General features: G+C 60.4%; 16 protein-coding genes and 1 other RNA gene. 9 read left to right on the plus strand and 8 right to left on the minus strand.

Annotated elements, in window-relative coordinates:
• Window positions 1-332 precede the first annotated feature (332 nt).
• Window positions 333-686, minus strand: an RNA gene (rnpB, locus tag ACA046_RS27385) — RNase P RNA component class A.
• A 95-nt stretch (window positions 687-781) separates the two neighbouring features.
• The gene (rsmI, locus tag ACA046_RS27390; RefSeq protein WP_459023728.1) at window positions 782-1,687 is read right to left on the minus strand and encodes a 16S rRNA (cytidine(1402)-2'-O)-methyltransferase; all 906 of its coding nucleotides are present in this window, start codon (window positions 1,685-1,687) and stop codon (window positions 782-784) included.
• 176 nt (window positions 1,688-1,863) lie between these two features.
• On the opposite strand from rsmI, the gene ACA046_RS27395 reads away from it, so the two are divergent.
• From ACA046_RS27395 to ACA046_RS27410, 4 genes are all read left to right on the plus strand, one after another.
• Entirely contained in the window at window positions 1,864-3,675 is a 1,812-nt protein-coding gene (locus ACA046_RS27395; RefSeq protein WP_497675340.1) for a penicillin-binding protein activator, read from the plus strand.
• Window positions 3,675-4,046: a YraN family protein gene (locus ACA046_RS27400; protein WP_076014393.1), complete on the plus strand. Its 372-nt coding sequence runs from the start codon at window positions 3,675-3,677 to the stop codon at window positions 4,044-4,046. Before ACA046_RS27395 ends, ACA046_RS27400 begins: the two co-directional genes overlap by 1 nt.
• A gap of 92 nt (window positions 4,047-4,138) precedes the next feature.
• Window positions 4,139-4,732 (plus strand): phosphoheptose isomerase, encoded by a 594-nt coding sequence (locus ACA046_RS27405; RefSeq protein ID WP_003216190.1) that lies wholly within the window; start codon window positions 4,139-4,141, stop codon window positions 4,730-4,732.
• Window positions 4,729-5,310 carry a BON domain-containing protein gene (locus tag ACA046_RS27410; RefSeq protein ID WP_076014394.1) on the plus strand — a complete coding sequence of 194 codons (582 nt, stop codon included), beginning with the start codon at window positions 4,729-4,731 and terminating at the stop codon, window positions 5,308-5,310. The genes ACA046_RS27405 and ACA046_RS27410 overlap by 4 nt, the downstream gene beginning before the upstream one ends.
• A 68-nt stretch (window positions 5,311-5,378) precedes the next feature.
• Here the strand turns inward: ACA046_RS27410 and ACA046_RS27415 are convergent, their stop codons facing one another.
• Both ACA046_RS27415 and ACA046_RS27420 read right to left on the minus strand, forming a co-directional pair.
• The gene (locus ACA046_RS27415) at window positions 5,379-6,155 is read right to left on the minus strand and encodes a YiaD family glycine zipper/OmpA-like lipoprotein (protein ID WP_497675341.1); all 777 of its coding nucleotides are present in this window, start codon (window positions 6,153-6,155) and stop codon (window positions 5,379-5,381) included.
• Between the two features lie 218 nt (window positions 6,156-6,373).
• A complete protein-coding gene (locus ACA046_RS27420; RefSeq protein ID WP_076014396.1) occupies window positions 6,374-7,018 on the minus strand; it encodes an MBL fold metallo-hydrolase in 645 nt (214 codons plus the stop codon).
• 164 nt (window positions 7,019-7,182) lie between these two features.
• On the opposite strand from ACA046_RS27420, the gene ACA046_RS27425 reads away from it, so the two are divergent.
• From ACA046_RS27425 to ACA046_RS27445, 5 genes are read left to right on the plus strand one after another with little or no spacing between them, the layout of a single operon-like run.
• Window positions 7,183-7,779 (plus strand): paraquat-inducible protein A, encoded by a 597-nt coding sequence (locus tag ACA046_RS27425; protein ID WP_459023736.1) that lies wholly within the window; start codon window positions 7,183-7,185, stop codon window positions 7,777-7,779.
• Complete coding sequence (locus ACA046_RS27430; protein WP_497675342.1) at window positions 7,776-8,420, plus strand: paraquat-inducible protein A; 645 nt, start codon at window positions 7,776-7,778, stop codon at window positions 8,418-8,420. The genes ACA046_RS27425 and ACA046_RS27430 overlap by 4 nt, the downstream gene beginning before the upstream one ends.
• Entirely contained in the window at window positions 8,401-10,056 is a 1,656-nt protein-coding gene (locus ACA046_RS27435; RefSeq protein ID WP_497675343.1) for a PqiB family protein, read from the plus strand. Before ACA046_RS27430 ends, ACA046_RS27435 begins: the two co-directional genes overlap by 20 nt.
• A 17-nt stretch (window positions 10,057-10,073) precedes the next feature.
• Window positions 10,074-10,628, plus strand: coding sequence for a PqiC family protein (locus ACA046_RS27440; RefSeq protein ID WP_459023742.1), 555 nt, complete (start codon window positions 10,074-10,076; stop codon window positions 10,626-10,628).
• Between the two features lie 22 nt (window positions 10,629-10,650).
• Window positions 10,651-10,995 (plus strand): hypothetical protein, encoded by a 345-nt coding sequence (locus ACA046_RS27445; protein WP_076014401.1) that lies wholly within the window; start codon window positions 10,651-10,653, stop codon window positions 10,993-10,995.
• A gap of 9 nt (window positions 10,996-11,004) precedes the next feature.
• Here ACA046_RS27445 and ACA046_RS27450 read toward each other — a convergent pair whose 3' ends face one another.
• From ACA046_RS27450 to ACA046_RS27465, 4 genes are all read right to left on the minus strand, one after another.
• On the minus strand, window positions 11,005-13,734 hold the full coding sequence (locus ACA046_RS27450; protein ID WP_459029427.1) for a winged helix-turn-helix domain-containing protein: 2,730 nt from the start codon (window positions 13,732-13,734) through the stop codon (window positions 11,005-11,007).
• A 249-nt stretch (window positions 13,735-13,983) separates the two neighbouring features.
• Complete coding sequence (locus ACA046_RS27455; protein ID WP_008434250.1) at window positions 13,984-15,348, minus strand: DUF1329 domain-containing protein; 1,365 nt, start codon at window positions 15,346-15,348, stop codon at window positions 13,984-13,986.
• 43 nt (window positions 15,349-15,391) lie between these two features.
• On the minus strand, window positions 15,392-17,251 hold the full coding sequence (locus ACA046_RS27460; RefSeq protein ID WP_497675344.1) for a DUF1302 domain-containing protein: 1,860 nt from the start codon (window positions 17,249-17,251) through the stop codon (window positions 15,392-15,394).
• Window positions 17,252-17,582: 331 nt separating this feature from the next.
• The gene (locus ACA046_RS27465; protein WP_459023745.1) at window positions 17,583-19,265 is read right to left on the minus strand and encodes a fatty acid--CoA ligase; all 1,683 of its coding nucleotides are present in this window, start codon (window positions 19,263-19,265) and stop codon (window positions 17,583-17,585) included.
• Window positions 19,266-19,282 lie beyond the last annotated feature (17 nt).

A 19,282-nucleotide genomic window follows, 5' to 3' on the forward strand; every position in this document is an offset into this window, starting at 1 on the left:
CGTTTTACGTTCAAAAAACCCACTTTGTGCCACTTTCCGCCACTTGCGCACACTATAGGAATGCGCCCACCACACCGTCAAGGCGCGGATTCAAGGAAAAGCCTTACAGAACGGAGATTTAGGAAGGTAAAAGGAGGAGAAACGAGAGTTTGACGGCAATTTTGACTCAACAACGCCAAATAGCTCAAAGAGCTAGGGCTTAAAGTTAAAGTAATTTATTAAGAGTAAGATTTTTTCGGTATTACGAAGACGCATCTGCTGATGATTCAGCAGGGAGGGATTCTCGCGTTACTACCAGGCTCCTGCCCGAGATTCGGACAGGAGGGAAAAAGGTGGAGAGTCGATCTATAAGCCGGGTTCTGTCTTGAACAGTCATTCGTCTACGATGGCCATCACTGGACATCTTTAGCAACCTACCCGGTCCCAGCGCGGGCCACGCCTTGGGACCCTATTTGGTCTTGCTCCAAGTGGGGTTTACCTAGCCACGAACTGTTGCCAGTCGTGCGGTGCGCTCTTACCGCACCTTTTCACCCTTACCGGTACCGAAGTACTTAGGCGGTTATTTTCTGTGGCACTTTCCGTAGGCTCACGCCTCCCAGGCATTACCTGGCACTTCGCCCTATGGAGCCCGGACTTTCCTCCCCCCTCTAATTTTCATAGAAGGCAGCGACTGTCCAATCGACTCTCCGCCGCGCAGGTTAACGGCACGGCGGCGTTAGAACAAGTATTAAAAGACACTAATGCCATCATGTTCAGACGGAGTGCAGGCTGGAGCCCGGAACTATTCGCCCTTTTGTTTATCAAGCGCGACTTGATACAACACGTTCTTGCGCACACCGGTAATTTCCGCAGCCAGGGCCGCCGCGCGCTTCAATGGCATCTCTTTGAGCAGCAGATCCAGAATGCGCATTGCCTCACTGCCGACCGCATCTTCACTTTCCGGCGCCGACCAGCCCGCTACCAGTACCACGCACTCGCCGCGCTGCTGATTGCTGTCGCCCTCAACAAACGCACGCAGCGCTTCCAGCGGCAGCCCCTTGAGGGTTTCGAAGGTCTTGGTGATTTCCCGCGCCAGCAAGGCCAGGCGATCGCCGCCGAATACCAGCTCCATATCCTGCAGGCATTCAAGGATGCGGTGCGGGGCTTCGTAGAAGATCAGCGTGCGCGGCTCTTCTTTCACCAGTTCCAGACGCGCCCGACGACCAACAGCCTTGGCCGGCAGGAAGCCTTCAAAGATAAACCGGTCCGACGGCAAGCCGGCTGCAGACAATGCAGCAATCAGCGCGCACGCTCCCGGAACAGGCACTACATTGATACCAGCGGCCCGCGCCTGGCGAACCAGATGGTAGCCAGGGTCGGAAATCAGCGGTGTCCCCGCATCGGAGATCAATGCCACATCATCGCCCGCCAACAACCGCGTGATAAAACGACTGCCTTCTTCACGCTCGTTATGTTCATGGCACGCGGCCAAGGGTGTTGGAATGCCAAAATGCTGCATCAACCGCTGGGAGTGCCGAGTGTCTTCGGCGGCGATCAGCTTAACGTCACGCAGCACTTTCAGTGCGCGCGCACTGATGTCGTCCAGGTTGCCAATGGGCGTCGCCACGACAAAAAGCGAGCCAGCAGTGGAATTCAAAGGACCTGGAGCAGTCAAAGCGCACACCTCTATGATTGGCAAAAGCCACATTGTAGCGCGTAGACGCCTTGAATATATGCCCTCGGGGCAAGCTACATTTCAGCCATCTGTAGGCTCTTGCAACATTTACACGACCTAAATAGACGGTTTCACGCCAGTAACATCGCGCCCCGGCCAGTGCTTGGGTACAATTCCACGCTAATTTGATCGGTATCAGGAACACTTACATGATCGCTTGCCTGCGGCTGTTCTCTGCCCTCTGCCTCGCTGCCCTGTTGGCGGCTTGCGCCAGCTCGCCCTCGTCCAGCCTTGGCGACCTCCCCCGGACCCCGGATGCCAGCATCGAGCAACTGCTCGAACAGGCGACTTCGGCCAAGACTCCGGAAAAAGCCGCGCTGTTGCGCTTGAGTGCGGCTGACCTGGCGTTCCACCAAAACAACCCGGGACGCTCGGCGCAGATTCTTGCCCAAGTGCCACTGGACGTCCTGAAACCGGCGGCGCAGGTATTTGCCAGCACCCTGTCGGCTGAACTGGCGATGGCCCGCAACCAGCCCAAGGCCGCATTGACGGCGTTGAACCACCCAAGCCTGCAAAACCTGAAGGAACTGCCGCCTGAACAGCAGATCCGTACCGGTACCGTGCATGCTCGTGCTTATGAAGCCGACGGCCAGACCCTGGCCGCCGCTCGCGAGCGTGTCGCCATGGCTCCACTGCTGACGGGCGACGCCTACAACAGCAACCACGAAGCCATCTGGGTATTGATTGCAGCCTTGCCTGCCGATCAGTTGCAAGCCAGCGGCAACCCGACGCTGGACGGCTGGATCAGTCTGGCCCAGGCGGTCAAGAGCGCCGGCACCCTGGAACAACAGCAAACGGCCATCGACACCTGGCGCGCCCAGAACCCGGGCCACCCGGCGGCCTCGCAATTGCCACAGCCGCTGACCAAGCTCAAGGAACTGGCCAGCCAGCCGTTGAACAAGATCGCCCTGTTGCTGCCACAGGAAGGCCCGCTGGCCGGCGTTGCCAAGGCGCTGCGCGAAGGTTTCATGGCCGCGCACTACCAGGCTGAACAAGCCGGGCAGAAGCCGCCGGTGATCGAGTTCTACGACAGTTCGCGCCTGACCTCCATCGATGACTTCTACGCCAAGGCACAAGCTGCCGGCGTGCAACTGGTGGTCGGCCCGCTGGAGAAACCGCTGGTCAAGCAACTCAGCGCTCGCCCGCAATTGCCAATCACCACCCTCGCCCTGAACTACAGCGAAGCCGACCAGAACCCGGCGCAACTGTTCCAGTTCGGCCTGGCCGCTGAAGACGAAGCCCGTGAAGTGTCCCGTCGCGCCCGCGCCGATGGCCTGCACCGCGCCGCTGCCATGGTGCCGAGAGGCGAATGGGGCGAACGCGTCTACAAAGCCTTCCGTCAGGACTGGGAAGCCAATGGCGGCACCGTGGTAGGCGTCGAGTACGTTGACCAGCCGGTAGCCCTGGCCCAGCAGATCGCCGACCTGTTCCAGTTGCGCAAAAGTGAAGGCCGCGCCAAGAGCCTGCAAAGCACTGTAGGTTCGGATGTATCCGCCCAGCCGTCGCGCCGCCAGGACATCGAGTTCATCTTCCTGGCCGTCACGCCGCAACTGGCCCAGCAGATCAAGCCGACCCTGAACTTCCAATACGCTGGCGACGTGCCGGTGTATGCGACGTCCCACGTGTTCAGCGCCAGTGGCGACAAGAACCAGTACCTGGACATGACCAACGTGATGTTCTGCGAGACGCCTTGGCTCCTGAACACCACCGACCCGCTGCGCAACCAGGTCGCCGCCCAATGGCCACAGGCCAGCGGCAGCCTCGGCCGTCTGTACGCGATGGGTGTGGATGCCTACCGCCTGGCGCCGCGCCTGGGGCAACTCAAGGCACTGCCGGACACTCGTGTTGATGGCCTGTCGGGTAACCTGGGCGTCAGCGCCAACCAGCGCGTTGACCGCCAGATGCCATGGGCCAAGTTCGTCGGTGGCGAGATCCAGCGCCTGCCTGATACCCCGCGCTGATGCCTGAGCGGTCAAGCGCACAAAGCGGCAAGGACGCCGAACTTCAAGCCCTCGAGTACCTGCAGCAACAAGGTCTGCGCCTTCTGGCGCAGAACTGGTTATGCAAGCGCGGCGAGCTTGATCTGGTCATGCTTGACGGCGATACAGTAGTATTTGTCGAAGTCCGCTACAGAAAACACGCACAATGGGGTGGTGCGCTCGCCAGTATCGACGGGCGCAAGCGCCAGAAGCTGATACTCGCCGCGCAGTTTTTCCTGCTCAAAGAGCGTCGCTGGGCCGATCATCCCTGCCGTTTCGATGTGGTTGCCATAGAAAGCACTCCCCGGGGAACAGCCGATCTGAACTGGCTGCAAGATGCCTTTGACAGCTGATTCGCCGGACATCTACACCGCACACTTTTGCTCTTTGCTTTGCGGGCTGCACATTCCTGTGCCAAACAGCCGCGCTACTTAAGGTCACACAGATGGACATGCAATCCCGAATTCGCCAGCTTTTCCAGGCCAGTATCGATACCAAGCAACAGGCGATGGACGTACTTGCACCGCACATCGAGCAAGCCAGTCAGGTCATGGTCAACGCCTTGCTCAACGAAGGCAAAATGCTTTCGTGCGGCAACGGCGGTTCGGCCGGCGATGCCCAGCATTTCTCCTCCGAGCTGCTCAACCGCTTCGAGCGCGAGCGCCCGAGCCTGCCGGCCATCGCCTTGACCACCGACACCTCGACGATCACCTCGATCGCCAACGACTACAGCTACAACGAAATTTTCTCCAAACAGATTCGCGCCCTTGGCCAGCCGGGTGACGTACTGCTGGCGATCTCCACCAGCGGTAACTCGGCGAACATTATTCAAGCGATCCAGGCCGCACATGATCGTGAAATGATTGTCGTAGCATTGACCGGACGCGACGGCGGCGGCATGGCTTCGCTGCTGCTGCCCGAAGACGTGGAAATTCGCGTCCCGGCCAATGTCACCGCACGTATTCAGGAAGTCCATCTGCTGGCGATCCACTGCCTGTGCGATCTGATCGACAGCCAACTGTTCGGGAGTGAAGAATGACCGTTAAACGCCTTAGCCTATTGGCAATCACGCTGTGCCTAGGCATCAGCGGCTGCAGTTCGGTAATCGAAGCAAGCCGCGACACGCCCATCCAGGACGATAAAGGCACCCGTACTTTCGGCAGCAAAATCGATGACTCGCTGATCGAAACCAAAGTATCCGTCAACGTTTCCAAGGCCGCTCCGGACCTGGGCAACGGTGCGTCGCGCATCGTGGTCGTCAGCTTCAACGGCGTGGTACTGCTCACCGGGCAAACCCCGCGTGCCGACCTGAAGGCCCAGGCTGAACAAGCCGCCTCCGCCGTACAACGGGTCAAGAAAGTCCACAATGAATTGCAGGTGATGGAGCCGATCACCCTGCTGGCAATCAGCAACGATGCGCTGCTGACCACCAAGATCAAGACCCAGATGCTGACCGACAGCGCGATCCCCGGCTCACGGATCAAGATCGTCACTGATAACGGCATCGTCTACATGATGGGCCTGCTGACCCAGGCAGAAGCCACCCGCTCTGCCAACCTGGTACAAGGTGTGTCGGGCGTACAGAAGATTGTGAAGGTGTTCGAATACATCGACTGATGTCATCAACGACCACAAAAAAGGGCGCCGTGCATTGATTGCACGGCGCCCTTTTTATTGGCTGGCGGTTACTGGTACTGCTGGTACGGGTTGCCTTGGAACTGGTTGTTCTGTTGCGGCGCCTGTTGCTGCTGGCCGGCCGGCTGACCGTATTGCTGGCCAGGAATCGGACCCAGGTTAACCTCCACGCGACGGTTCTGGGCACGGCCATTGACGTCGGCGTTGCTGGCAATCGGGTTATCCGGGCCGGCACCGCGGGCACTCAGGTTGGTCGGGCTGACACCTTGGGACGTCAGGTAATTAGCCACGCTCTGCGCACGACGCTGGGACAGGTCCATGTTGAGCTGGCGGCTGCCGGTGCTGTCGGTGTACCCAACGATCTGGATGGTGTTCTGGTTGAACTGCTTGAGGGAGTTCGCCAGGTTGTTCAGCGGCGTGTAGAAGCTGCTGGAGATCGCGTCCGAGTTGGTGGCGAAGGTGATGTTACCCGGCATGATCAGCTTGATCTGATCGCCCTGGCGCTGCACTTCAACCCCGGTATTTGCCATGCTGGCGCGCAGTTTCTTTTCCTGCTGGTCGGCGTAGTAGCCGTAACCCGCACCACCGATGCCGGCGACGGCAGCGCCGATCAGTGCACCTTTGCCGCGGTTGTTGTGGTCGATGGCGGCACCTGCCAGCGCACCGGCCAGGGCCCCCAGGCCACCGTATTTGGCGGTTTTGCTGATGCCGCCCTCTGAACCATTACTCGCCTGTCCCTGGCTGCCGTCATAAGGATTAGGTGAAGCGCAGCCGGACAACAAGGCTACGGCGGTAGCGACAACAAGCAGACGACGAGAAGTGAACATGAAGGAAGCTCCTACTTTTGCATTCTGTGATGCAGAGGACATTGGCAATGGACCTGTGCCGAGCTTGGAACACGACAAACGGCAAAAATTCCATGTCCGGTCACCGGTGTGCACAGTCAAACCCTAGCAGAGACTTGCTGAACGGTAATTGTCATTTTTTCTATAAGTTTCGTCCGATAGTCGCCATTTGGTATCCGAAAAACTACCCCGGTTTCCCTTCACGCCCGCACGAACGGATTCTCACGCATTTCATCTCCCAGGCGCGTGTCCGGACCATGCCCCGCCACCACAACCGCCGTCTCATCCAGGGTGTAGAGCCGTTGCTTGATCGAACGCACGATGGTCGCCTGGTCTCCGCCCCACAAATCCGTACGCCCGACGCCACGCCGAAACAGGGTGTCGCCGGCAATCAGCAACTTCGCATCGGCGAACCAGAAACTCATTGAGCCCGGTGTGTGTCCAGGTGTGTGCAAGGCGACCCCACAACCGCAGGCCAGCTCCTCTTCATCCTCCAGCCAGCGATCCGGCGGCGGCACGGGTGTGTACGGCACGCGGAACATCTGGCACTGCATTTCCAGGTTGTCCCACAGAAACTGGTCCTCCTTGTGCAGGTGCAACGTGGCGCCGGTCTTTTCCTTCAATTGCCCGGAAGCCAGGAAGTGATCCAGATGGGCGTGGGTGTGAATAATGCTGACGACCTTCAGGCCCAGCGCATCCAGGCGCGCCAGGATCAACTCGTGATTGCCGCCCGGATCGACCACGATGGCTTTCTTGGTGACAGGGTCGCCGATGATCGTGCAGTTACACTGCAACGGGCCAACCGGGAAGGTTTCGCGGATCAGCGCGGGGGACTGAATATTCATGGCTATTCCTGCAAATTCAAAGACACACTCTTGGGCACAGTATGTTCGACGAGACGCCCGATCCGAAAGCACCCGCAAGTGCACGGGTATCAAACCAGCCAACTGCTAAGCTACTCTGGCGCCAGACGTACAACGCGCAACCTATAGCGCTTGGAGTGGGACTCGTGGCGACCCTCAGCCCATTGATCATCTGTGAACACTGCGATTGCGTGTACGAAAAAGTCGCGCTCGCCAAACATCAAAAAACCCTCTGCACCCGATGCGCTGGCGTGCTCCAGCGCTATAACGGGCTGTCGGTGGAGCAACGCCTGGCGCTGACCCTGACTGCCGCCATGCTGTGGGTTTTCGCCAACTTCTACCCGGTAATGAGCATCAGCCTGCAAGGCCTGAAAAGCAGCGCCACCTTATGGGACTCCGTGGTCGCACTGGCCCAGGGCCCGATTACCTTTATCGCGCTGGTGGCGGCGATCTCCATCATCATCGCGCCAGTCTTCCAGTTGCTGCTGCTGATGTGGGTGCTGGGCTTTGCGATGAAGGGCAGGCGCTCACCGGCGTTCAAAGTCTGCATGCGCTGGCTCGAAGCCCTCCGGCCCTGGAGCATGCTGGAAGTTTGCCTGCTGGGCGCGATGGTGGCGGTGTTCAAGCTCGCCGGGATGCTGGATGTATTGCCTGGCACCGGCCTGTTTGCCCTGGCGGCGCTCAGCCTGTTGCTGATCCGCATTGCCGGGCGTGATATTCGCGACCTGTGGGACACCTTATGAACCGGCCACCGACCGCCAGCGAGCTGAACCTGTGCCTGTGCCACAGCTGCGGCCAGGCCTGTGACACCCGCGCCAACCCCGATGCGTGCGAACGCTGTGATGCGCCCTTGCACCGGCGCAAGGTCCACTCATTGACCCGCACCTGGGCCTACATGCTGACGGCACTGGCGTTTTACGTCCCCGCCAACCTGCTGCCGGTGATGAACACCTCGATGCTCGGCTCCGGCGCTGACAGCACCATCATGAGTGGCGTGCTGGAGTTCTGGCAGCACGGCGCCTGGGACATTGCCCTGATCATTTTCATCGCCAGCATCGCGGTGCCGGGCATCAAGTTCGTCGCGCTGACCCTGCTGCTGGTCACCGTGCAACGCAATAACCAGTGGGCACGCCAGCAGCGCTCGAAGCTGTTTCGCTTCGTCGAGGTGATTGGCTACTGGTCGATGCTGGATGTCATCGTAGTTGCACTGGTGGCGGCCCTGGTGCGGTTCCAGGCCCTGGGCACCATCGAGCCACGTTTGGGTATTCTGTTCTTTGGCCTGGTGGTGGTGTTCACCATGCTCTCGGCAATGAGTTTCGATCCCCGCCTGATCTGGGAAACCCCCCACAACGAGGAGATGCCGGATGGCGTCGCAAACCACTGACAAACCGCTTCCCCCCGGCCAGCCCGCGATCAAGACGCGGCGCTTCAGCGTTTCGCTGGTGTGGATCGTGCCGATTGTCGCGGTGCTGGTGGGCATTTCGCTGGTGGTGCACAGCATCCTTCAGCAAGGGCCGAGCATCACCATTACCTTTAAGACCGGCAGCGGCCTGACCGCCAACAAGACCGACGTCAAATACCGCAATGTGGTGATCGGCCAGGTGACTGACGTGGAGTTGAGCGACGACCAGAAAAACGTCAACGCCACGATCAAACTGTCCAAGCAGGCGGAAAGCTTCACCCGGGAAGACTCGCAATTCTGGGTGGTGCGCCCGCGTATTGGCGCGGGCGGCGTATCCGGCATCGACACGCTGCTCTCCGGGGATTACATCGGCGCCGACATCGGCCAGTCCGATACCCGCGCCAACCGCTTCACAGGCCTGGAAAACCCGCCGCCCATCACCTATGGCGAGCCTGGCAAGCGCTTCACCTTGCACACCCAGGATTTGGGCTCGCTGGACATCGGCTCCCCGGTCTATTACCGCAAAATCCCCGTCGGCCAGGTGGTGGCCTATGCCTTGGACGCCGACGGCAAAGGCGTGAACATCGACGTGTTCGTGCATGCACCAAATGACGCCTACGTCACCGAGAACACCCGGTTCTGGAACGCCAGCGGGATTGACGTGAGTGTTGGTGCCAACGGGTTTGCGCTGAAAACCGAATCCTTGTCCTCGATGCTGGTGGGCGGCATCGCTTTCCTGGCTCCGCCGTATAGCCCCAACGACAAGCCGGCGGGTGAGGAGCACTCCTATGAACTGTTCGCCGACCAGCAAACCGCGCTGGCCCCGCCCAATGGCAAGGGGCAATACCTGAACCTGCGTTTCGATCAAGCCTTGCGCGGGCTCACGGTAGGTGCACCAGTGGAGTTCCTGGGCATCGAGTTTGGCAAAGTGGTGTCGATCAACCTGGATTTCGACGAGAAAAAACGTAGCTTCCCGGTGAACGTCGGCATCGTGATTTACCCGCAACGCCTCGGCGAAGCCAACACCAAAATGCTCTCAGTCCTGAAGCATGACCCTAACGATGAAGCCGGCGGCGTGCGCCTGATGGGCAGCTTCATTGAACACGGCCTGCGGGCCCAGGCTCGCAGCGGCAACCTGCTCACCGGCCAGTTGTACATCGCCCTGGACTTCTTCCCCAAGGCCGACAAAGTCGTGTTCGACCCGAACGCGCGCCCCATCAGTATTCCGACCATCCCCGGCAACCTGGAACAACTGCAGGAAAAACTCGAAGGCATCGTCAACAAGATCAACCAACTGCCGATCGAGCGGATTGCCGGCAACCTCGACGGTAGCCTGGTCGAATTGCGCAAAAGCCTCGGTCAGGTCAACGCCAAGACACTCCCGCGCGTGCAGAACACTCTGGCCGACGTGAGTAAAACCTTGCAGTCAGCCAGTTCGACCCTGGCCGAGGATTCGCCGCAACGGGAGCAGTTGACCCAGACGCTGGATGAACTGAGCCGCATGTCGCGCTCCCTGCGAGAGCTTTCGGATTACCTGGCACGCCATCCCGAATCCCTGATTCGTGGTCGCCCCGACAACGCTGCGCCATCGGACCTGCAAGGGCCACCGCGCAAATGACCACAGGAGCAACCACCATGGCCTTCCCGCTGAAGATCACCCTGCTCACCGGGTTGCTGCTGCTTGCGGCGTGCCGCAGCGAGCCGATTCAATTTCACACCCTGACGCCGGTGCATCGCAGCAATGCGTCCCTGACCGCGGGGGGTGAGATCCGCATTGAAAGCATCACGGTACCGCCGCAGGTCGACCGACCGCAGATTGTCATCCGCCAGGGCGACAGCGGCGTGGCGATTCTTGAGACGCAATGGTGGGCCGCCAGCCTGGTGGATGAGCTGCGCAGCGCGCTGGTGGACCAACTCGCCAGCAACCGGAAAAACCTGGCGGTGCGTATTGAAGTACAGCGCTTTGACTCGATTCCCGGGCAGTACGCCCTGCTCGACGTCAAATGGCGACTTCGCCAGACGGGCACAGACGAACGCACGCCGCTAACGTGTCGCACGGTGGTGCAGTCGCCATCCGGCCCAACCATTGATGACCTGGTGATCGCTCAACAAAACAACGTCAAACGGTTTGCCGCACTGCTCAGCCAGGCCGCCGACAAGTTACCGAGTGAATGCCCTGCCGCGCAGTAAACATCGAGCCAAGGATTGAGCCATGCGCACATTCTGGAAATGGTATTTGCAACTGCTGGAAAATGATTTCAGCACCCAGGTCTTCGACAATGTGAAGAACCTGCTGGTATGCGCGCTGCTGTTTGCCGCGGGTACCAATGCGCTGTCCGGAAAGCATGAGCTGTTCCTCGGCGTCCTGGCGTCAAGCGTGGCCGGGTGGGGCTTGATCGTGGTTTCCACCTTGCTGATGGTGCTGAATGTCAGCGACGGAATCCGCAGGCTGGCCAAGCTTCGTTATCACTTGGTGCTTCAGCTACTGCTGATCCTGGTCTATGTGCTGGTAGCAGAGCGCGTGGTGGAAATCGTTTGGGGCTTCCGGTCTCATTGATCGAGGTGCCTACCCCAACAACCCCATCTCCTGCGCCCGCGCTACCGCCTGCGTGCGCCGCTCCACACCGAGCTTGCTGTTGATATGGCTGGCGTGGGTTTTCACGGTGTGCAGGGAGATAAACAGCTGATTGCTGATCTCCTGGTTCGAGCAACCCTGGGCGATCAGGTGCAGCACCGCCAGTTCGCGGGAGCTTAGGGTTTCAAGGGTGTGTGGGGTTTCAACCACCGCAACATCCGGCAAGCGTGCCAGCAGGCTCTGGTTCATCTGACCATGGGGATCCCGCAAAAGCTGCTCCCGCGTCCAGTCGGGATAGCGCTCCAGCAAGCGCTGAAAGGGTTGCATCGCGCCACCGGCAGCCGCTGCAAGCGCGCGGGCAAACACGGGGCGGGCCAGCGCTTCCTGACCACCGTCCAACAGCAACTGCGCCTGCTGGGTCAGCGCCATCAGGCTGATCATCTGCCGGCCGCTGTTATGGGCCTGGTGCGCCAGTTCGTCGAGCCGTTGCAGGGAGGCCGCCGGCTGATGCCGGATGGCGTCGAGCGCTGCCTGTTGCAGCTCGATATGTTGCGGCAGGTGCGGATGAAACTCCGGCGCGGCCGCGGCCTGTTCACCGTTGTACGTTTGCCCCAGCCTTGTCAGCCAGGCGTCGGCCAGGTCGGTGCGACCCTGGGCCAGCCAGAGTTCGCATTTGACCAGGGTGATCATCGCCAGGTAGAAAATCGGCGGCACGTCCCAGATGTGCATCAAGCGCTCGGCCTCGGCCAGTTCGGCAAAGGCCATGGGAAAGTCGCCACGGCGACCTTCGAAGCTGGCGATCACGCAATGGCCGATCAGCACGCTGATATCCCGGCAGGCCCGCGCCTCGGCCAGACCGGCACGCAGGCGAGCCAGCCCGGCTTCAGGCTGGCAACGCACCAGCAGCAGGTAGCCTTCGTACAGTGCCAAGCGAGCACGCACCGCATACAGCCGTTGCGGCGCGAGGCCCTGCAAGCGTTGCAGGCCCTGACGCACTTCATCCAGGGAACGCAGGATCTCGCCACGGGCTTGTAGCACCCGCGCCCGGTCGTAATGGGCCAATGCCTCGAACAACGGATTGCCGACGCGCTGCGCCAGCTCCAGGGACTCTCGGTTCAAGCCACGGGCGCGCCACAGGTCGGCGTCGACGATGGCCAGGTTGGACAGGGTCGACAGGCACATCAACCGCTGGCCATAGCGTTTGTGCGGCAGGCTTTCCAGGGCCTCGCTGCAATACAACTGGGTCAACTCGCGATCGCCACGCCCCCGGGCAATGATCCCGCTGAGGGCCAGCCATTGGGCCAACATCGACTTTTGCGCGGTGGCTGACGGCGCCGGCAGAAAGCGGCTGAGATGGCTGGCCAACTCTTGCGCCGCGTCCAGTTGGCAGGCCAACCCCAACGCCCAGCTGTAGAGCACGATCAGACGGGGCGTGCTCATCAACAGACTGTCGGGCAAGTCCATTTTCCAGCGCAGCAACATGCCGACGTTTTGCTCCGCCAGCAGTTGCTCTTCGGAGAGGTTCTGCACCAGGTTTGCCGCCACATCCAGGTGACCGGCCCGCAACGCCTGCTCCACCGCCTCATCGATCAAGCCCTGGGCATTGAACCAGCGACAGGCCCGCAGGTGCAGGCTGGCAGCCGGCAACACGGCATTACTCGCGCGCCGGGTGCGCAGCAGGTCGGAAAACAGATGGTGATAACGGTACCAGTGGCCTTGTTCGTCCAGCGGCACCAGGAATACCTGGTGGGCTTGCAGGTAGCGCAGGATTTCGGTGCTGTCGTGGGCTTCGCGCACGGCGTCGCACAGTTCGCTGCAAAACCGCTCCTGGGACGCGGTGTCGTAGAGGAACGCCTGGACTTCCGCTGGCAGGCAGTCGATGACTTCTTCAAGCAGGTAATCGCGGATCAGCCCTTCCCCGCCGTGCAGGCCTTGGGGCAAGGCGCCTTCGCTGCCAGCTTCGGAGGCCGCCAGCAGCCAGAAACGCAGGCCGGCCACCCAGCCTTCACTGCGTCGGATCAGGCTATCCAGGGCTTCGCCGCGCAATGAACTGCTGTGGCGATCCAGCAGGGCCAGGGATTCGGCGTGAGTCAGGCGCAGGTCCTGCTCGTTCAGCTCCAGCAAATGCCGGGACAGGCGCAAGCGCGCCAGGTGCCAGTCGGGGCGCTGACGGCTGGTGACCAGCACCAACAGGCCGTCGGGCAGATGGTTGAGGAAAAATTGCAGGCAGCGGTCGAGTACCGGGCCCTGGGCCAAATGGTAGTCATCCAGCACCAGCAACAGCGGCGCCTGGGTCGACAGGTGCACCGTCAGTTCATCCAGCAGGCCGTCGAGCCACTCTTCAAACGCAAAGGGTTGATGGCGCTGGCGCATTTTCAGCAATCCCAGGGACTGGGCGCCCAACTGAGGGAAGTATTGCTGCAGGCCATCGAGCAGACGTTCAAGGAAACGCCCCGGGTCGTTATCTCGGGGGCTGAGCCCCAACCACAGGCTTTGCCAGTGGGCTGGCAAGCTCTGGCAGAACTCCACCGCCAGCGAACTCTTGCCGAAGCCGGCCGGTGCGCTGACCAGCAACAGACGCCCGGCCAAACCTTCACTCAGCCGTTCGCACAGGCGCGGTCGCAACACGTAGCCGTCAGGCAGTGGGGGTCGATAGAAGCGCCCTTCCAGGGTCGGAATGACCGCGCTGGCAGGCCCTTGAATTCGGGACAGATCAGTCATCGCCGGGCTCTTGTAGAAGGCGGTTGTCGGCATTGCAGATGTCCGCAGACTAGCGGTAAAAGCGGCAGCTTTGTAGATCTTTGCAACAATTGTCTGAAAAAGACTACAACAAAAAATATCCGGACTTTTTCTGAAACCACCGACACTCTGTGGCGAGGGAGCTTGCTCCCTCGCCACAGTGGTCCCGCAAAAAAAAGGCCCCGAACCAGTCGGGGCGTCTTTCGAGGATGCGGCCTCTGTTACAGCAGGTTAGCGAACACCATCCTGGCGCAGGGCCGCCGGGGTGAAGTCGCTGGTGGTGGCGGTGAAACCGAAGTCATAGGCCTGCTTCTCTTCGTTCTTCATGCCCAGTGCCAGGTAGCGGCCGGACTGCAGGTCGTAGAGGGTTTCGAGGGCGTACCACGGCACTTGCTTGTCGTAGTAGTTCTCGGCATGGGCTTCAGCCACGCGCCACAGTTGGCCACGACCGTCGTAGTGGTCGATCACCGCAGCTTGCCAGGTGTCTTCGTCGATGAAGAAGTCACGCTTGGCGTAGATGTGGCGCTGGCCTTCCTTCAGGGTTGCAACCACATGCCACACACGACGCAGCTCGTAGCGCGCCAGGTCCTGGTTGATGTGGCCGGCCTTGATGATGTCCACATACTTGAGCTTCGGATCGTCGAGTTTGTAGCTGTTTTCGGCGATGTAGAGCTCTTTCTTGCCTTCCAGTTTCCAGTCGTAGCGGTCTGGCGCACCGTTGAACATGTCGAGGTTGTCGGAAGTACGCAGGCCGTCGGCGGCGGTACCCGGACCGTCATACGACACTTGCGGTGCCCGGCGCACACGGCGCTGGCCGGCGTTGTAGACCCACGCCGAACGCGGTTCCTTCACCTGGTCGAGGGTTTCGTGCACCAGCAGCACACCACCGGCCAGACGTGCCGGCGCGGTCACTTGCTGCTTGAAGTAGAACAGGATGTTGCCCGGGTTTTTCGGGTCGTAGTCCTTCATCTTGTCGCGGAACACGAACTGGTCGCGGAAGTACACCAGGCTGAACGAGCCGTTGGTTTGCGGCGTAGCCTGGGTCACCAGGCGGGTCACGCTGCCACCACGATAGCGGGTGATGTGGTTCCAGATGACTTCCACGCCGCTTTTCGGAATCGGGAACGGTACGGCGGTTTCGAAGTTTTCCAGGCCGTTGCCGCCAGACACCAGGTTGGTGCTGGTGGCGTTTTTCTTGATGGCGGCGAACACATCAGCCGGCACCGTGGCGCCGCGATGGGTCGGGTAGACCGGCATCTTGAAGGTGTCCGGGTAGCGCTTGAACATCGCGTACTGCCCCGGCGCCAGCTTGTCCTTGTACTGCTCGACGTTCTGCGCGGTGATGGTGAATTGCGGTTGTTCGCTGGCGTACGGGTTGGCCAGGAAGCCACGGGCATCCACGGCGCCGGCATTGGTTGGCAGTGGCGACCATTTAGGGATGGTGCCGGCCGCGTTGCCGGCCATTTCAGCACCCATCGGGGTCAGGGTCGTGCCGAGCTTGGCGGCTTCATCGGCCGAGACAGCGGCCATGACGCTACCCGCCATGATCGACAGCCCCAGCACACCCACCTGCAACAGATTTTTAGTTATTTTCATGTTCTGGTTCTTCCTGAAAACATACTGCTTAAAGAGAGTGTGCTTAGAAGTTCACGCCAGCGCTCAAGGCGATGAAGTCACGGTCATCCACCGTGGTGAATTTGCCGCCAAAGAAGTTGGTGTAGTTGATGCTGACGGTGTAGGTGTTCTGGTACTCGGCATCGACACCCAGGCTGACGGCCTTGCGACCCTCTTCGAAGTTGCCGCCAGGACCTGGCGAGTAGCCTTTGACGTCATGGGACCACGCCACGTTGGGCTTGAGGTTCACACCGGCGAAGACATCCGGGTATTCCCAGATAGCACGGGCGCGGTAGCCCCAGGAGGTGGCCGTGGTGTAGCCATCGTTGTTGCAGTTGGTGTTCAGGCCAGCGGCATTCGGCAGACCGGCGCCGTTGGCCGTCGAGTTGTTAAGGGCGTTACAGAAGCCGCCTGGCAGCGTGCCAGGACCGAACACCGGATCACGGCCATAACGCGCCTCGGATTTGCTTTCCAGGCCACCGACGTGGGTCACGCCAATTTCACCGACCGTGGTCAAACGGCTGGCGCCCATGACCTGGTCAAAGAAGTGCGTAAAGGTGGTCTGGAACTGCGTAACTTCCTTGCGGTTATAGCCATGCAAGTCCTGACCGGGGCTGCCCTTGAGCACCGAGGCATTCCCGAAGCCCGGGATCGGCGTGACACCCGCATAGAGAATGTCGGTGGTGCTGAGCTGGACCGGCGCGTTTGGACGATAGCTCAACTCACCGCTCCAGGCGGTACCGGTAGGCAGCGTGGTAGAGAAGCTCAAGCCGTACAGGCGGATGTCTTCAGGGTACTCGATGAAGTAGTTGGAACTGCCCGCAACAATCAGCGGCCGCAGCGCACCCAGTGGCCCCAGAGGCCGGGTATAGGCCGATGCTGGCGCACCTTGGGCGCTGAAGATCGGCGCACGGCTGTGGTAGTTCATGAAGTAGGCGCCGAACTCGGTATCCAGCGGCTCGAAGTTGTAGTGCATCGCCACGCCGAACTGGCCGCTGTCGCGGGCGTCACGGTCCGGCCCACGGCGCACCAGCACACCTTCGTTGTTCACATCCACGCCCAGGGCGTTGAGGGTAGGCAGTGCGGCGCCTGGAATGGTCGAGCGTTTGTTCAGCACCCGCAGGTTGTTGCTGCAACCGTCGGAAACCACATCCGGCTGCGAGAAGAACGTGCCACAGTTGTCGGTCACCGTCTGGTCCCATTCCAACTGATAGAACGCTTCTGCCGACAAGTTATCGGTCAGCGTCTGCGACACATAGAACATGTTGACCGGGATCAGGCCTTCCTTGATCTCGGCCCCGGGACGCCGGAACGCGGACACGTCGATCGGGTTGATGGAGTTGATGCCCCCACCGATGAACGTACTTTCACCCCAGCTCACCACCTGCTTGCCGAACCGCACGTTACCTGGCAGATCGGCAATGGTGTAGTTGTGATAGATGAACGCATCGAGAATCTGCCCGCCAGAAGACTTGGCGCCCTCTTTGCGGTTGTTGTTGCTGACATTCTTGAAGTCCAAGTCTTCGTTTTGCAGCGCGAAGTCATACCAGTACTTGCCCCGGACAAACACGCCGGTGTCGCCGTATTTCAACTCAAGGTCATGGATACCCTTGAAGATCTTCGAGAAGGAATCACCTTTGTCGAAGTTCAGGTGACCGTCATCAGAGGTTTGCGACAACCCCCTGCCGCCGTTGTTGGCACCGATCAGGTCTTTGTTGCGACCCGCCGTCGACCAACTGGCCCCGACCGAAAGGGACGAATCAAAGCTGCCTTCGATTTCACCGATGTTGAAACTGACGCCGAATGCAGGCCCGGCGAGCGTAGAGGCGAGGCTGACGGCCAAAGGCAGTTTTGCCCGGCGCCAGAACTGGTTTGCTGAGATCATCGACGCTACTCCATGTGCATTATTGTTATGGCAGTGAGTCGTTTCCAAGAGCTTGTAACGGCCGGAATACAACGATTCCAATGCCGGGCGAACACATGAACCCGCCGGGCTCACAGCACCGCACCTTGAAAAACTCTGGGATGAACTATAGCCAGCAGGGGGTACCGCTTGATCCCTCTAAAGTGTGATTTGCATCACCAACCCGTCTGCCACAGTCCTTTTCGCCATGCTGACGAAGGTCAGCGAGGGAAGGATGGCTGAAAATTGGCAAATCACAAGTGAAGGCTCGGAATAGAGCGCCGCCGTGCCCGCGAGGGCACGGCAAGCAGCGTCAGAGGGTAGAGAGGAAGGTGCTGTTGTTGGCTTGCCATTCGATGATGTCGATACGGATACGTTTTTTGTCGAGCTTGCCGACGCTGGTCTTGGGAATTTCCGTAACAACGGCGATCTGGCTTGGAATCGCCCACTTGCTCAAGTGGCCCAATTCCACAAATGGCTTGAGATGTTCCTTGAGCTCCTTGGCCCCTATCACATGGCCATCACGCACCACCAGCAACGCAAACGGGCGCTCGCCCCACTGCGGGTCGGCAATCCCCACCACCGCTACTTCGCGTACCGCCGGGTGACGACTGACCAGGTCTTCCAGCGCCAGGGACGAGATCCACTCGCCGCCGGTCTTGATCACATCCTTGATGCGGTCGCGAATATCGATCACGCCAAACGCGTCGAGGGTGGCCACATCACCGGTGTGCATCCAACCGCCGGCCCAAAGCTCCGCGCCCTTTTCCGGCTCGTTGAAGTAGCCTTCGCTGAGCCACGGCGCGCGCAGTACCAATTCGCCTTGGGATTCGCCGTCGGCGGGCAGGAAGTTGCCGTCGCCATCGATGATCGCCGCTTCCACCAAAGGCCCGGGCACGCCGGCCTTGATGCGATAGGTGGTGCGTTCGTCTTCGGTGCCGGCCATCAATTCTTCATTGAGGTGGGCGCAGGACACCAGCGGCCCGGTCTCGGACATGCCGTACGCCGCTGTCAGTTGGATCCCGCGGACCTTGGACGCTTCATACAGCGAACGATTGAGGGCGCTGCCGCCGATGACGATTTTCCACCCGCCGAAATCCACGCCCTGGCCAGCCTTGGCGTTGAGCACCATTTGCAGGATGGTCGGCACGCAATGGGAGAACGTGACCTTCTCTTTGCGCCACAGCTCCACCAGGTATTCGGGGTCGTAGCGGCCAGGATAAACCTGCTTCAGGCCGAGCATGGTCGCCACATAGGGCAAGCCCCAGGCGTGCACATGGAACATCGGCGTGATCGGCATGTAGACATCGTTGGTGCCCAGCAGGCGCACGCTGTCGACGCTGCCCATGATGGTCGCCACACCCATGGTGTGCAGCACCAGTTGGCGGTGGGTGAAATACACGCCTTTGGGATTGCCCGTGGTGCCGGTGGTGTAGAAGGTGGTGGCGACGGAGTTTTCGTCGAAATCCTGGAAGTCGTACCGCGGGCTGGCGGCCGCCAGCAATGTTTCGTACTCACCTACCAGGTTCGGCAGCTCGGCGGTTTTGTCCGCGCCGTCGGTGAGCAGCAGGGTTTTGTCGACGGTGGTGAGGTGCCCGGCGATGGCCTGGTAGAGCCCCACGAACTCGCTGTTGACCAGCACAAAGCGGTCCTCGGCGTGGTTCATGGTGTACAGAATCTGTTCCGGCGACAGGCGCACGTTGATGGTGTGGATGACTGCGCCAATCATCGGAATGGCAAACATGCATTCCAGGTAGCGGTGGCTGTCCCAGTCCATCACGGCCACGGTGTCACCGGCCTTGACCCCGGCCTCGGTCAGCACATTGGCCAGGCGGGCGACGCGCTCGATCAGGGTCGGATAGGTATAACGCAACTGGTCGCGGTAGACGATTTCCCGGGTCTTCTCGTAGCGTGTCCCGGACATCAACAGGCGTTTGATCAACAGCGGGTATTGGTAGGCGCCTTCGGCGGGCGGGATAACACGAGTCTGCAACATACGAATCCCTTATCTGA

The organism is Pseudomonas sp. LBUM1641 (assembly GCF_059716235.1).

Excerpts from the sequence above, each read along its gene's own strand:
- rsmI (WP_459023728.1), bottom strand. The coding sequence starts at position 1,687 with ATGTGGCTTTTGCCAATCATAGAGGTGTGCGCTTTGACTGCTCCAGGT.
- ACA046_RS27465 (WP_459023745.1), bottom strand. The coding sequence starts at position 19,265 with ATGTTGCAGACTCGTGTTATCCCGCCCGCCGAAGGCGCCTACCAATAC.
- ACA046_RS27460 (WP_497675344.1), bottom strand. The coding sequence starts at position 17,251 with ATGATCTCAGCAAACCAGTTCTGGCGCCGGGCAAAACTGCCTTTGGCC.
- ACA046_RS27430 (WP_497675342.1), top strand. The coding sequence starts at position 7,776 with ATGAACCGGCCACCGACCGCCAGCGAGCTGAACCTGTGCCTGTGCCAC.
- ACA046_RS27410 (WP_076014394.1), top strand. The coding sequence starts at position 4,729 with ATGACCGTTAAACGCCTTAGCCTATTGGCAATCACGCTGTGCCTAGGC.
- ACA046_RS27440 (WP_459023742.1), top strand. The coding sequence starts at position 10,074 with ATGGCCTTCCCGCTGAAGATCACCCTGCTCACCGGGTTGCTGCTGCTT.
- ACA046_RS27435 (WP_497675343.1), top strand. The coding sequence starts at position 8,401 with ATGGCGTCGCAAACCACTGACAAACCGCTTCCCCCCGGCCAGCCCGCG.
- ACA046_RS27445 (WP_076014401.1), top strand. The coding sequence starts at position 10,651 with ATGCGCACATTCTGGAAATGGTATTTGCAACTGCTGGAAAATGATTTC.
- ACA046_RS27420 (WP_076014396.1), bottom strand. The coding sequence starts at position 7,018 with ATGAATATTCAGTCCCCCGCGCTGATCCGCGAAACCTTCCCGGTTGGC.
- ACA046_RS27400 (WP_076014393.1), top strand. The coding sequence starts at position 3,675 with ATGCCTGAGCGGTCAAGCGCACAAAGCGGCAAGGACGCCGAACTTCAA.
- ACA046_RS27450 (WP_459029427.1), bottom strand. The coding sequence starts at position 13,734 with ATGACTGATCTGTCCCGAATTCAAGGGCCTGCCAGCGCGGTCATTCCG.
- ACA046_RS27395 (WP_497675340.1), top strand. The coding sequence starts at position 1,864 with ATGATCGCTTGCCTGCGGCTGTTCTCTGCCCTCTGCCTCGCTGCCCTG.
- ACA046_RS27415 (WP_497675341.1), bottom strand. The coding sequence starts at position 6,155 with ATGTTCACTTCTCGTCGTCTGCTTGTTGTCGCTACCGCCGTAGCCTTG.
- ACA046_RS27405 (WP_003216190.1), top strand. The coding sequence starts at position 4,139 with ATGGACATGCAATCCCGAATTCGCCAGCTTTTCCAGGCCAGTATCGAT.
- ACA046_RS27455 (WP_008434250.1), bottom strand. The coding sequence starts at position 15,348 with ATGAAAATAACTAAAAATCTGTTGCAGGTGGGTGTGCTGGGGCTGTCG.